Here is a 13,463-nt window from a genome sequence, read left to right on the forward strand (position 1 = left end):
GTACTACTCACCAGCCACAATGCGTTTGTTAAGGTCGGTAGCGAGATCTAGGCTCGCCAACCCAAAGCCACCAAGAATTGCGTAGCCAGAAATAGGGATTATGTTGTCGTTCTTGAATGCAGGTGTTGCCCTCAATAAAGGCTGTTGCTTCACCATACCTTCAATACCGCCAACCTGCGAAAGGGTGCGTTCTGATACCAGAATGTATTCAGGCTGCATCTCTACGATCGACTCGGTAGACAGCGGCTTGTAGCTGGTGGTTTCTTTTGCCGCAGGGTTAACTCCGCCAGCCAACTCGATCACTGCGTTCACCGTGGTTTCATCACCCGCGACGGTCAATGGGCGGCCATCAGACATCATCATGAACATCACTGAAGGGCGTTTTTCTGGCGCTGAGGCGTTCAACTTTCCTATTTTCTCAGCAACATCCTTCTTAATTTCAGCACCTTTGTCTTCAGTACCAGTAATCGACGCGACTGAATCCACGCGCTGATTAAAGTCTTCAATGGAGGTCCCTGTTGGCAGCTTTTGAACATCGACATTTGCCGATTTCAATAGCTTCAACGTGCTTTCCGGCCCCATCTCTGGCGAGCCCACGAGATGGGTAGGGCTTAGTGCTAGTAGGCCTTCGGCTGATAATTGGCGATGATAGCCCAGTACGGGAATCTCTCTGCCATCAAGGTAATGGCGGCTGGTTAAATCTACTGCAACCACTTCTTTTTCGGCGCCTAGTGCAAACAAAAGTTCAGTGACGGTTGAGCCAGCGCTGATGATTCTTGCATCCTGCGCGAACGCCGATGAAGTAAATAAGCCAGTAAAAAGCAGCGCAGCAGCGCCAAGTTTGAAATTCTTTTTCATTGTTCTTCCATCACAATATTGGTGGCGTTGATATTGTTGTTTTGCATGAAGGCGAGGACTTTAAGCATGCTTTCCACATTGGCTTGTTTGTCCGCAGCGATCACCACCGGTTTATCAGGGGCTTGCTGAATAGCTTCCAGAAGCTGTGTCGTAAAGGTTTCCCAGTCGTGAAGAGGTTCACCTTGAAGTGCCCACGAAGGTGAACCGCGCAACACGTTGATGGCGATAACTTCACGGTTTGGAGATTCCAGAACTTCTGAATCATTGGTTTGGGGAATCGCGATATCCATGGTTTTAATTTGGATGTTTGCCGTAAGCAGCAAAAACACCATTACGATAAAAATAATGTCCAGCAACGGCGTGAGATCCGGAGTGAATGATGTTGATTCACTTTCTGGTTGAGAGCGGATCATGCGGCGCTTTCCCTAGGAGACTCTGAGCTAGAACCAGCACAAGGTTTGCAATGCTTCGGACAATCCGCGCTTTCATCGAATGACACTCCGGCGAGATGCAGGTTAAAGTGGTTCAGCACGTATTCAATTTTTGCCAGTGTGCGATCTGCCCACAGCGCAAAAACTTGTGATGAAGCAATAGCTGGTAGGGCAATCAGCAAACCCGCTGCCGTCGTAGACATCGCCAATCCCAAGCCATCGGCCAATTCTGCAGGTGAAATACCACCTTGTGTGGCTGAAAGTCCTTTAAACATTTCTATCAGGCCGACAACGGTTCCCAGCAGACCAATCAAAGGACTCAGCACGCCAATAATGTTCAGCAATTTGAGACCTGCAGTGAATTGACGGCGTTTCTTTTGCAGCCAGATAGAAACAGCTTCTTCACGCAAAGATTTAGTGAAATGACGATGATTGATCAGCATGCAGATCCCTTGGGATAGGGTGCTTTTATCCTGCTGATGACGTTCTACATACGTTTCTAGCTGTTTGTCATTGGTCAGCGAAAGTGAGTAGATCTCTTTTTGCAAAGGTTTACTGCCCGTTTTGGTGTTCATGACAACAAAAACGATACGCTCAAAGATGAGCATCAACATGAGTGCGGAAAGCAGCGTCAAAGGCCAGGTCATGATGCCGAGTTGAGCGTGGATTGACGTGAAAAATTGTAAGTCGAACATGATTAATCCAAATTAAAACGAACAGGAATTCTTACTCTGTGCGCCAGGGCGACACCGTTTTCTTCGTGGCCGTTGAAGCGCCACTTTTTCACCGCATCCATTGCAGCGCCATCAAGCAATTCAAACCCTGAACTCTTCAGTAAGGAGCGATTGGTTTGATTGCCTTCTTCGTCCAGCCAGACTTCTATAAGCACTGTGCCTTCCATCCCTTTACGTTTTGCCATTCTCGGGTACTTAGGTTGGGAAGGGCGGACTTTAAATGTGGGCCTTTCGACCAACATGGGAGAAGATGATTTCGCCTGAGTCATCTGGTTTTCTTTGCTCATCTCCTCAGCTGTCTCTTTCGGTTTTTCCTCAGGTTTTTCTATTGGTTTTTTCGGCGGAAGAGGCTTTGTTTTCTCTTCTTTGCTTTCCTTCTTCGTCACCTTCTCAAGTGGCTTTTTCCTGGTTTCTTTTGGCGGGTTAACCTCAGGCTTCACCTTTTTCTGAGTTTCGACTTCTGCCTTCTTAGGTGACTCTTTTTTTACTGAAGGAGATTTAACCGGTTTAGGTTCTGGCTTTGTCGTTTCTTGCTGTGGTGGGTCTTCAACAGGAGCGGGTTCTGGCTCTTTTGGTACCTGTTTCGTCGACGCAATGAGCTGGATAGCCACACGATTTCCCGCATTGGCATCGTTAATTGTGAATTGAGGCGAGGGCGGTTGAGCCCAAATCGCCAAACTGTGCAGTGCAACTGAAACGACACCACAAACTACGTACCGTCGAGTGTTCACACGTACTCCTGAAGAACTGATTTTAATAAGTGATTAGGTGCATTATGCATGAAACGCTAATGAGATCAATTATCAGTTGCATTATTATCTTTTATGAATATGATTGAAATCACTAGGAAACAGCTCGCAGTTTGACGCTGTTAATGTTAAAGGTTGCAAAATGAGATGAATGTTGATCTTCACAATCCGGAATTGGTCGGGCTAAGAACACCCGATCCACTTCGTTTTGCTTTTCAACGCAAGAAGAGTGCTCATGCCGGTGGCATGATGCGTTCAGTTAACTCTGAAGATATCCAAACCGAGCTTGAAAAAGCACATGCAATCCCAGCGTCATCGGCGCATGCACCACGCTGTTTGTACATCCACATTCCGTTCTGTCGCGTGCGTTGTACCTACTGCAACTTCTTCCAATACGCATCCAGCAAGTCATTAATTGAAGGCTACGTTGAAGCACTGCGCGCAGAAATTCGATGGAAAGCGTCGCAAATCTGGAGCCAATCAGCGCCGTTCCAAGCGGTATACATTGGCGGAGGAACCCCAACCGATCTTAGCGGCGAACAAATCCGAATGATCGTCTCTGATATCCGCAGCCAATTTCCGCTGACACCTGACTGCGAAATCACACTAGAAGGTCGTATCAACCGTTTTGGATTAGACAAATTTGAAGCGGCGCTTGAAGGGGGCGTTAACCGCTTCTCATTCGGCGTTCAAAGCTTCAACACTCAGGTTCGTCGCAGTGCGAAGCGGCTCGATGACCGGGAAGTTGTGTTGGACAAAATCCAGCAATTGGCCAAATACAACGCGGCTCCTATCGTTCTGGATTTACTTTATGGTTTGCCTCACCAAACTCTGGATATCTGGCAGCAGGACTTGAATGACTATCTCGAGTCCGGTGCTCATGGTGTCGACCTATATCAGCTTATCGAAATGCTGGGCTTGCCAATGGCAAAGTTGGTTGAGCAGGGCAAATTGCCGTATCCGGCAGATACACAAATGAAGGCCAGTATGTTTGAGATGGGCGTGAACTTCATGGCGAAGCACCATCAGAAACGTCTCAGTGTTAACCATTGGTCTTCAGACAACCGCGAACGCAGTATTTACAACTCGTTAGCGAAAACAACTGCGGAGATCATGCCTTTAGGAGCCGGGGCTGGTGGCAATGTCAACGGATGCCAGATGATGCAAACCCGCGATATGGATACCTACATCTCAGCGATAAATGATTTACGTTACCCTGTCACTATGATGACACTAGCACCTGCCAATAGAGGTGTGTCTGCTGAAGTGAAAAGCGGATTTGATGCGGGTGTTCTGGCTCAACACAAGTTGGATTCAGTGGCTGGACAAGGCTCTTTTGAAGCGCTGTATCCCTTGTTCGAAGCGTGGCAGGAAAACGGGCTGGTCTATCTTGAAAAGAATGGAAATGGCAGAAGTTATCTCACGCTGACTCTCGCCGGACAGTTCTGGGCGGTTACATTGGCCCAAAACCTGATTGAAGTATTACAAAACCAAACAGCGCAGAAAGTGCAAAGAAAAGCGGCAAATGTCGCAGCTTAGGAGTAGTTAAACGATGCAACAAGCGATCATCGTGACGGAAGAAACCAAACAGCGCGTGGCTGAATATCTGGCTCAGGATGAGCACACACCAGTATCAAACATGGTGGACTCACTGAAACTGACGGAAGGTGAAATTACGCTGGCACTCCCAGAAAGTATGATTTCCCACGTGAAGGGTGAACTTGCGCAGACCATTCTGGAAGCAATGCCAGCATGGGGTAAGGTCACCACCATCGTACATTCTGGTGGCTCTGTTTTTGAATTTAAAGCGGCCTTTCCAAAAGGCAAAGTTGCTCACGGTTACTACAACCTAATGGGACGCGAAGGCCAGTTACACGGTCACCTTCGTCTGGATTTGGTCTCTGACATTGCGTTTGTCAGCAAGCCATTCCGCGGCACTGAGAGCCACTGCATTGGTTTCTTCGACAACACTGGCCACTGTGTGTTTAAGATTTACCTTGGCCGTGACAAAAAGCGTCAGCTATTCCCAGAACAAATTGAACTGTTTAACGCCATGAAGCAGGAGTTGGCAAAATGAGTGACAAAGCAGAACGTCTACAAAACCGTCTAGGCCCAGAAATCCAGGAGTTTCGTGATTCTCGCAACACGCTTCAATTGGGCTCTGTAGACAAAGAAGGTAAGCCACATACCAGCTATGCGCCTTTCGCTTTTTCCGAAATGGGTTACTACATTCTGGTGTCGGATCTTGCTACCCATGGTCAAAACCTCAAGTACTGCAAAGCCGTCTCTATCATGATGATCGAAGACGAAAGCGAGGCGCGCTCGATCTTTGCGCGTCGCCGCCTGTCATTTGACACCAATGCCGAACTGATTGAGCGTGATTCAGAGCACTGGACCACAGCAATTCAAGTGATGCGCGATCGTTTGGGCGAGATGATCGACAACCTCAGCCAACTCGGCGATTTCAATCTCTACCGTTTGAATCCAGTCATCGGCCGCTACGTGAAAGGCTTCGGTCAGGCATTTGATGTGTCGGGCGAAGACATGCTTTCCGTGATCCACCTGAATGAAGGTCACGTGAAGAAGATGAAAGAAGAGAACGCTTAATCTCTTTTATCAGGCCCTAATTCTGAGGGCCTGATATCACCTCCCATAACTATAAAAATCGCACGGAAACCAGTGTGAGTAGGTTTCTTTTGCCTGAAGAAAACTGATTGGGATTTCTCAGGCGGTTTAAAGAGTGGAAATTATGACTATCAAGAAAAACAAACTGGCGATTTTGGTCGGCCTTCTCTGTGCGGGCACAGCTTCAGCCCAAGACGTTTATACCTTTGACGAAGTGGTTGTCTCTGCAACCCGAAGTGAGCAAAACATCAGTGATGTAGCCGCTTCTGTTGACGTAGTGAACAGCGAAACGATCGAGGAAAACCTTGCTCAGGATCTTGAGCAGGCGATTGCGAATGAGCCGGGCGTGTCGATGCCGGGTACGGGTCGTTTCGGTAACTCAGGCTTTAATATTCGTGGTTTGAGCGATAACTACGTAAAAACCATGGTGGATGGTGTTGAACAACCTTCATCATTCAACCCAGGCGCAGATGTGATGCGCAAATACAACAACAACGTTGAGACCGACACCTTGCAGCGTGTAGAGATAAGCAAAGGCCCAGCCTCCAGCCTATACGGCAGCGATGCACTGGCAGGTGCTGTGATCATCCGGACCAAGAACCCGGGCGACCTTTTGGTAGCTGAGGGTGATGACACCTATGCCAGCGTTAAAGGCGGTTACTACAGTGCTGATGAGAGCTACAAAGCGACTGCAACTCTGGCAAACCGTACTGGCGATCTGGAAACCTTGTTAATTTTCACACATCGCGATGGTCACGAAACAGCGACCCACGGCAGTGGTGCAGATATTGAAGGCCGCGAACGTGGACAGGCTGACCCATTTGATATCAACTCAGACAACCTTCTGCTGAAAGCTTTCTATCAGTTGAATGATGCGCATCGAATTGGCTTGACGGGTGAGATATATAATCGAGAAGCAGATGGCCTGGTGCTGTCTAACGAAGGCTATGAAATCATGCCAGGCTTCGTATATACGCGTAACAGCGCCAGTGATGAAGACAAGCGCAAGCGCGTCACCTTCGAGCATGAATGGCAAGCGAACACCGTCGCGTTCGACCACCTGAAGTGGCAAGTGACAGCGCTGGAAAGTGAAAGTAATCACAACACCTTTGATGAAACGCCAGAGCCGCCAACGTCATTTGGTCATGGTTATCGTCAGCGTATGCGTAACGGTGTAGACAAGAGCGCACAGTTTGATGCCCAGTTCGACAAGGCTATTGAACTGGAGAACAGTTTCCACGAAATTAGCTATGGCGTGAATTACATCACTAACGAGTTTGACCTGGATTACCGCGATTACTACCTAGAGGGTTACAAAGCGGGTACGTCAGTAGATAAAACCGGTGAAGTGCCAAATGCAGAGTCAGTGAAATGGGGCATCTTTGTACAGGATCAAGCTTTCTTCCTGGAAGAACGACTGGTAGTGAATGCGGGTCTTCGCTATGACAAGTTTACCGCAGAGCCAAAACAAGCTTCAGAAGATAATCCAAAGTCCAAAAGTGACGCGTTAACGGCGAAACTGGGTGCGGTTTATCACTGGACGGAAAGCCTGAGCAGTTACGGTAATATCAGCCAAGGTTACAAAGCACCAACACTTCAAGACCTTTACTACTTCTACGAAACTGACGCTGCAAGTGGTGCGGTATTCGAGGCAAACCCTAACCTGAAGCCGGAAGAGAGCATTGGTTACGAAACTGGTCTGCGCTTCACTCAGGACTTCGGTCGTATTGAGTTCTCGGTTTATTACAACGACTACAAGAACTTTATCGAAACGCACAAATTGGCTGATGACAACGGCCAAGGTAAAGAACTTTGGACCAAAGAGAACATCAGCAAAGCAGAAATCTATGGTGCTGAGCTAAAAACACATCTGGCATTGGATGTGCTGTTTGGCGCACCAACGGGTCTTTACAGTGACATGAGTGTGGCTTACACCCAAGGTGAAGACAAAGAAAACGGTGAAGCGCTGGATACTGTCGCTCCACTTTCTGGTTACTTTGCGCTGGGCTATGCCGACGTTGAAAACACTTACGGTGGCAAGTTGTCAGTGAAAGCTGTTGCGGGTAAATCCGGTTCCGATTGGAGTAACTCAAACGGAACTGAAAACGTAGGTGCACCAGGTTACGCTGTAACAGATTTGACTGCATTCTACCGTCCATTGACTGATCTGACGCTGCGTGCCGGTCTGTTTAACGCCTTTGATAAGAAATATTGGGACTACAACGACCTGATTGGTGCTGAATCAACCACAGAAGGACTTGATCGTCGCACGCAACCAGGACGTAACTGGGGTATAGAAGCCGAATACGTGTTCTAAACGCAGAATAACCTCTGAAGATAAACACCCCGGATTTCTCTGGGGTGTTTTCGGTTCTAGCCTGAGTTATGCTCAGAAGGTACATGATAATAAAAATGACAAAGAATTCCGGAGATACAGTGACTAGCAGTACGCTAACAACCATTTCGACACGTTGGTTGATTGAGCAGGCGAAAAAGCACAAGAAACGCCTGATTACCGCCAACCTTATCGCTATCTGTGCGACGCTAATCAGCGTGCCAATTCCTCTGTTTATGCCGCTAATGGTCGACGAGGTACTGCTAAACAAACCTGCCGGTGGGGTGAATTTCTTCAACCAGATTTTGCCTGAGTCACTGCAGCAACCAGCCAGTTATATCGTCATGGTGCTGATACTGGTGATTGTGATGAGGATTGTCAGCCAGGCGCTGAATATATGGCAAAGCCGTCAGTTCACGCTGGTGTCCAAATCCATCACTTGCAATATTCGCCAGCAACTCCTCGATAAGCTTGGCCGCATCAGTATGAAAGAATACGAAGAGCGTGGCAGCGGGGGCGTGAGTTCTCATCTGGTGACGGACATCGAGACTATCGACTCATTCCTCGGCAACAGTTTGAGTCGCTTTGTAGTGGGCGTACTGACGGTTTTTGGCACGGCAATTATCTTACTATGGCTTGACTGGGCGCTTGGCTTATTCATATTGCTGGTTAACCCGCTGGTCATCTACCTCTCACGCAAAATGGGTCAACGCGTTAAGCACCTGAAAAAGGCCGAAAACCAATCTTTTGAGCGGTTCCAACAACGTCTGGTAGAAACGCTGGATGGCATCTATCAGCTCCGTGCTGCTAACCGTGAACGTGCTTACCTTGATGTTCTGAAGACAGACGCCGAAGCGATTCGCCACGATGCTGATAAGTACGCTTGGCAGTCAGAGGCGGCGGGACGTGTTTCCTTCTTGATGTTCCTGATCGGTTTTGAACTGTTCCGTGCGGCGGCGATGCTGATGGTGCTGTTCAGCGACCTGACGATTGGCCAGATCTTCGCGGTGTTTGGTTATCTTTGGTTTATGCTCAGCCCGATTCAAGAGCTGCTGGGTATTCAATACGCCTGGTTCAGTGCTTCTGCAGCAATGAAACGTTTGAACGGTCTGCTTGCATTGGATGAAGAGCCACGTAACGCATCCGAGAAAGATCCGCTGGAAAGCAAAGAAACCTTTGGGGTGGAATGTCGCGACCTGACCTTCAGTTACGACAGTGAGAAATCGGTGTTGAACGGCCTTTCTCTGAACATTCCTCAAGGCAAGCGCGTGGCACTGGTTGGTGCATCAGGCGGTGGTAAATCCACACTGATTCAGCTGCTGCTGGGGCTTTATCGCAAGTCTGATGGTGAAATCCTGATTGATGGTAAACCTGTCGAAGAGATTGGTTACGAAACCCTGCGCCAGCATACGGCCGTGGTCTTGCAACAACCGATGATCTTCAACGATACATTGCGTGAAAACCTGACATTAGGGCGAACCGACTTCTCTGACGATCAGCTGTGGCAATCTCTGGAAATTGCTCAGCTAAGTGATGTTGTCGATAAGCTGGATAACGGATTGGAATCCCAGTTGGGTCGACAAGGCCTCAAGCTTTCTGGAGGACAGCGTCAGCGCTTAGCAATTGCGCGTATGATTCTGACCAATCCGAAGCTGGTGATATTGGACGAAGCCACCTCAGCGCTGGATACTGCAACAGAAGCAGCATTGCATGAAGCACTGAATAACTTTCTTCAAGGCCGAACCACACTGATTGTGGCGCACCGTTTGTCTGCGGTGAAACAAGCTGACCTGATTTATGTACTGGAAGATGGCAAGGTTGCGCAAAGCGGTAACCACAGCGAACTGGTGCAGGAAGAAGGGGTTTATCAAACCCTATACGGTAATCTTCAAGTCGGTTGATTACAAACAACGCCTTAAAACAAAAGCCCTGCATTAGCAGGGCTTTTTAGCTTTCTGGAGCGGTACGGATTACTTTACTGTCAGCGAAGCACCTTGGGTTTTTATCACGTCTTGATACCAGAAGAAGCTCTTCTTACGTTTTCGTTTGAGAGAGCCACTGAAGTCGTCGTGTCGGTCCACATAAATGAAACCATAACGTTTGCGCATTTCCGCGGTGGAATTGGCGACAAGGTCAATCGGTCCCCACGTTGTGAATCCCATTAACTCCACGCCGTCTAACATGGCTTCACGTGCCTGAACTAAATGATCATTAAGGTAAGCAATGCGGTAGTCATCGTGAATCTCACCGTTTTCATCCAGTTCGTCGATTGCGCCCAGTCCATTTTCCACAATAAATAGAGGCTTCTGGTAACGGTCATAGAGGAAATTCAGCAGAATACGTAGGCCTTTCGGGTCGATGAGCCAACCCCATTGGCTCTTCTTCAGATAAGGGTTTGGCACGCTGGCGACGATATTGCCGACTTCTTTTTGTTTAGGATCAGCACTCGCACAGCCGCTGGCGTAATAACTGAACGAGATAAAATCGACTGAAGCACTCGCAATTACGTCCAGATCGTCATCTTCCATTGCGATTTCGATACCATTTTCTCTGAAGTAACGAAGCATATAGCCCGGGTATTTTCCTCGTGTCTGTACATCACCAAAGAACAGCCATTTGTTGTTCTCATGCATAGCAGCGATGACGTCGTCTGGGTTGCAAGTAAATGGATAATTGATTGCCCCCAGCAGCATGTTACCGATCTTGGCGTCTGGAATAATTTGATGGCAGAGCTTCACCGCTTTTGCATTGGCGACCAGTTGGTGGTGAATTGCCTGATAGATTTCCTGCTCGCTGGCATCTTCCTGAAGCCCAACGCCGGTAAAAGGCGCATGTAGCGACATATTGATTTCATTGAATGTCAGCCATAGCTTAACTTTGTCCTTATAGCGTTCGAAAACGGTGCTGACATAGTGCTCGAAGAAGCCGATCAGTTGTCGGTCCGCCCAGCCCCCATAGTTTTCTACCAGTGAGTAGGGCATTTCGTAATGGGACAGGGTTACAAATGGTTGGATATTGTGTGTGGCCAATTCATCGAAAATACGGTCGTAATAAGCGAGGCCTGCTTCATTTGGCGATTCTTCATCACCGTTGGGGAAGATGCGGGTCCAAGCGATGGAAAGGCGCAGGCAGTTGAAACCCATTTCATTGAAAAGGGCAATGTCCTCTGGGTATCTGTTATAGAAATCTATGGCCACATCTTTAATGCCTGGCGTTCGTTCTTCGCGGGTTTGATGCGAACTTAGAATACCTGAAGGGAGCATGTCTGAGGTTGAAAGCCCCTTACCATCGTGATTGTAAGAGCCCTCTACCTGGTTAGCGGCAATCGCACCGCCCCAAAGAAAATTGTTTGGAAATAGCTTCATGTGAACCTCTGAATTCACGTTTTCAGTATGCTGGCAACAGGTAACAGTATTGATAACTATCAATGGAAGAAAAAGAGAGTTTTCGCATGAAAAGCGCTTCCTCATTTACTTGAGGCTGCCTCAGAAATTAGGTGTTTTGCGTTCAAGAGGACAAAAAGGGGAAGGCAAGACAAGTAGGAATGACAACATTTCCCACGGCAAATACAGAGATGTGCTGGCAAGAGTGCCAAGAGTGTTCCACCCTTATTAATAGATATCTTTATAGAAGGGTTACTGTCGCTAATGAAAGTGCTGCTGAAATCCAACATAACCTGCCCGAAATGCGGTCACATAAAGTCAGAACTCATGCCAATAGACAAGCCTTTGCAGCATTATGAATGCGAAGGGTGTGGCGAGATAATGATCGTGCAGGAAGGCATGTGCTGTGTGTTCTGTGCTTATGGTGATGCTCCTTGTCCTCAAGCGCAGGTGAAAGGTGTTGGGCGATGCACCGACAAGCTCCATTGATTATTCGATCTCTCCAGAAGGGTAGAACACCGCCAGCCAAACAGTTTCTCGCTCCGGATCAGTCCAACTGACTTTATGCTTGGTATGGGCCGGGATGTTAAGATGGTCACCCGCCTCCAAAGATACAGATTCACCGTTTTCAAATGTAAGCTCTGCGTTGCCTTGCAATACAACTACCCATTCGCTTTCTTCCTGATCATACCAACCTGTTTCAGGTGACGTTTGGCCTCGCGACACTATTCTCTCTATTCTGACAAACGGGTGTTTGATTAAATCTTCAAATACTTCATGATTTCTGGCGTTTGGCAGGGTTTTGAAGAGGTTTCCTTGTTTGAACATCTTTTCTGACTCCACCTGAAGCAACCTGTTGAACATAAAGAGTAAACATAATTCACTCTTGCATAATAAGGTGCCTAAAAATCGCTACGCAATACTGTTTTCTATGTCGAAAATCATCCGGAAAAAGTCTATTTCCGACAAATTGCTCTTCGTCTCAATATTGCATCACAAATTGAGAGTTATATGAAATTACACTCACCGCGACGGAGCAAGGTTTTTGGCAAGGAGATAACGATGAGTGTACACACTTGGTATTGTGCTAACTGCAAAAAAGAAACTGGACATGAAGTACGTGAGCAGGCTCACCATGATCCAGCTGTTCGCGCGCTAACTGCACCCCCAACGGGTGATAACTATAAAGACTACACTGAGTGCACTTGCACAGTTTGTGGAACGGTAGAGTGGGTCGATCCCGTAGATATCTTCCAGTTGGCTGTGCATGACTTTGGTGATTAAATCGTCGCTGGTGGAGGAGCAGGACATATACTGCTCCTTTTTAATGAAGTCTTAGTGCACTATAACTTCCTATTCATAGCTTTAAAATCAACTAAGTGGTTATGTTTAAACAGTTTTAGCTCGTCTTCATACTATTGTTGCTTATCTAATTAACAAATTTCTTCAAATCCTAGGGAATGATATTTGTCATTCGCGGTCATAATGCTTATGAATATAAAACAGCGTTCAATTGATGGATTAACTTTACAAACCGCTGACAATCAGTGTTTTACAGCAGCCTAAGATTGGTCGCCTTATCAATACGCATATCTGTGGCGCAATGCGTCAGGACAACACCCTCGAAGTGTGAGGGGAAGAAAGAAGGAGAAAATTTATGCGTAAGTCTATTCCTGTTATGACATTACTTGCAGCCTCACTGGTCCTTGGAGGCTGCGCTACCAACACAGGCACTGGCGCTGCCATTGGTGCCGCTACTGGTGCTGTACTGGGTAAAGCCACCGGCAATCACAAAGACAAACGTATTTTTATTGGAGCAGCGATTGGCGCATTGGCAGGCGCTGCTGTTGGCCAATATATGGATCAGCAAGAGGCTGCATTACGTGAAGAGTTGGCGGGCTCGGGTATTGAAGTCGTGCGTGAAGGTGACAACATCCGCTTGGTTATGCCTTCAAATATTACGTTCAGCTCAAACCAAAGTGGTATCTCACCAGGTTTTTATCAATCTCTCGACGCTGTAGCGCGGGTAATGAACGAATATGACAAAACTTTCCTGAGCATAGAAGGGCACACGGACAGCACAGGCGATGCTGCATATAACATGACCTTGTCTGAAAAACGTGCTGAGAGTGTGAAAGGGTATCTGCTTCGCTCGGCGGTCAATGCACAACGTTTGTATGTGACTGGCTATGGTGAAACGCAACCTATCGCCTCTAATGAAACCTCATCAGGCCGCGCCGAGAATCGTCGTGTAGAGGTTCAAATCGTACCAAATCAAGCGTGATCCCTTTTCAAGGAGAAGCTGCCCAGCTTCTCCTTCACGCCATTTCCGTTAGAAAGTATGTATT

At 47.6% G+C, this 13,463-nt stretch carries 14 protein-coding genes; 8 read left to right on the plus strand and 6 right to left on the minus strand.

Annotation, left to right across the window (positions count from 1 at the left end; translation table 11 throughout):
• Positions 1-3 precede the first annotated feature (3 nt).
• From GCE9029_RS14795 to GCE9029_RS14810, 4 genes are read right to left on the minus strand one after another with little or no spacing between them, the layout of a single operon-like run.
• Positions 4-858 carry a heme/hemin ABC transporter substrate-binding protein gene (locus tag GCE9029_RS14795; protein ID WP_062664260.1) on the minus strand — a complete coding sequence of 285 codons (855 nt, stop codon included), beginning with the start codon at positions 856-858 and terminating at the stop codon, positions 4-6.
• Positions 855-1,271, minus strand: a complete 417-nt coding sequence (locus tag GCE9029_RS14800) for an ExbD/TolR family protein (protein ID WP_062664262.1) — start codon at positions 1,269-1,271, stop codon at positions 855-857. Before GCE9029_RS14800 ends, GCE9029_RS14795 begins: the two co-directional genes overlap by 4 nt.
• The gene (locus tag GCE9029_RS14805; RefSeq protein ID WP_002535873.1) at positions 1,268-1,984 is read right to left on the minus strand and encodes a MotA/TolQ/ExbB proton channel family protein; all 717 of its coding nucleotides are present in this window, start codon (positions 1,982-1,984) and stop codon (positions 1,268-1,270) included. Before GCE9029_RS14805 ends, GCE9029_RS14800 begins: the two co-directional genes overlap by 4 nt.
• A gap of 2 nt (positions 1,985-1,986) precedes the next feature.
• A complete protein-coding gene (locus tag GCE9029_RS14810) occupies positions 1,987-2,754 on the minus strand; it encodes an energy transducer TonB (RefSeq protein WP_062664264.1) in 768 nt (255 codons plus the stop codon).
• Between the two features lie 165 nt (positions 2,755-2,919).
• On the opposite strand from GCE9029_RS14810, the gene hutW reads away from it, so the two are divergent.
• The 5 genes from hutW (at position 2,920) to GCE9029_RS14835 (ending at position 9,633) form a co-directional block, all read left to right on the plus strand.
• Complete coding sequence (gene hutW / locus GCE9029_RS14815; RefSeq protein ID WP_062664266.1) at positions 2,920-4,311, plus strand: heme anaerobic degradation radical SAM methyltransferase ChuW/HutW; 1,392 nt, start codon at positions 2,920-2,922, stop codon at positions 4,309-4,311.
• A gap of 13 nt (positions 4,312-4,324) precedes the next feature.
• Positions 4,325-4,849 (plus strand): heme utilization cystosolic carrier protein HutX, encoded by a 525-nt coding sequence (gene hutX / locus GCE9029_RS14820; protein ID WP_062664268.1) that lies wholly within the window; start codon positions 4,325-4,327, stop codon positions 4,847-4,849.
• Entirely contained in the window at positions 4,846-5,379 is a 534-nt protein-coding gene (hutZ, locus tag GCE9029_RS14825) for a heme utilization protein HutZ (protein ID WP_062664270.1), read from the plus strand. The genes hutX and hutZ overlap by 4 nt, the downstream gene beginning before the upstream one ends.
• A gap of 142 nt (positions 5,380-5,521) precedes the next feature.
• The gene (locus tag GCE9029_RS14830) at positions 5,522-7,714 is read left to right on the plus strand and encodes a TonB-dependent hemoglobin/transferrin/lactoferrin family receptor (RefSeq protein WP_062664272.1); all 2,193 of its coding nucleotides are present in this window, start codon (positions 5,522-5,524) and stop codon (positions 7,712-7,714) included.
• A gap of 95 nt (positions 7,715-7,809) precedes the next feature.
• Positions 7,810-9,633, plus strand: coding sequence for an ABC transporter ATP-binding protein (locus tag GCE9029_RS14835; RefSeq protein WP_438356866.1), 1,824 nt, complete (start codon positions 7,810-7,812; stop codon positions 9,631-9,633).
• A 69-nt stretch (positions 9,634-9,702) separates the two neighbouring features.
• Here GCE9029_RS14835 and GCE9029_RS14840 read toward each other — a convergent pair whose 3' ends face one another.
• Positions 9,703-11,097, minus strand: coding sequence for a glycoside hydrolase family 1 protein (locus GCE9029_RS14840; protein WP_062664276.1), 1,395 nt, complete (start codon positions 11,095-11,097; stop codon positions 9,703-9,705).
• Between the two features lie 282 nt (positions 11,098-11,379).
• Between GCE9029_RS14840 and GCE9029_RS14845 the strand changes: the two genes are divergently transcribed.
• Positions 11,380-11,604 carry a GDCCVxC domain-containing (seleno)protein gene (locus GCE9029_RS14845; protein WP_062664278.1) on the plus strand — a complete coding sequence of 75 codons (225 nt, stop codon included), beginning with the start codon at positions 11,380-11,382 and terminating at the stop codon, positions 11,602-11,604.
• Here GCE9029_RS14845 and GCE9029_RS14850 read toward each other — a convergent pair whose 3' ends face one another.
• Positions 11,605-11,943 carry a cupin domain-containing protein gene (locus tag GCE9029_RS14850; RefSeq protein WP_062665686.1) on the minus strand — a complete coding sequence of 113 codons (339 nt, stop codon included), beginning with the start codon at positions 11,941-11,943 and terminating at the stop codon, positions 11,605-11,607.
• A gap of 234 nt (positions 11,944-12,177) precedes the next feature.
• On the opposite strand from GCE9029_RS14850, the gene GCE9029_RS26020 reads away from it, so the two are divergent.
• Positions 12,178-12,399 (plus strand): hypothetical protein, encoded by a 222-nt coding sequence (locus GCE9029_RS26020; RefSeq protein ID WP_082804358.1) that lies wholly within the window; start codon positions 12,178-12,180, stop codon positions 12,397-12,399.
• 373 nt (positions 12,400-12,772) lie between these two features.
• Entirely contained in the window at positions 12,773-13,399 is a 627-nt protein-coding gene (locus tag GCE9029_RS14855) for a YiaD family glycine zipper/OmpA-like lipoprotein (RefSeq protein WP_062664280.1), read from the plus strand.
• The last annotated feature ends 64 nt before the right edge of the window (positions 13,400-13,463 follow it).

Origin of the sequence: Grimontia celer (assembly GCF_900055185.1) — a bacterium.
Taxonomy (GTDB): Bacteria; Pseudomonadota; Gammaproteobacteria; order Enterobacterales; family Vibrionaceae; genus Enterovibrio; species Enterovibrio celer.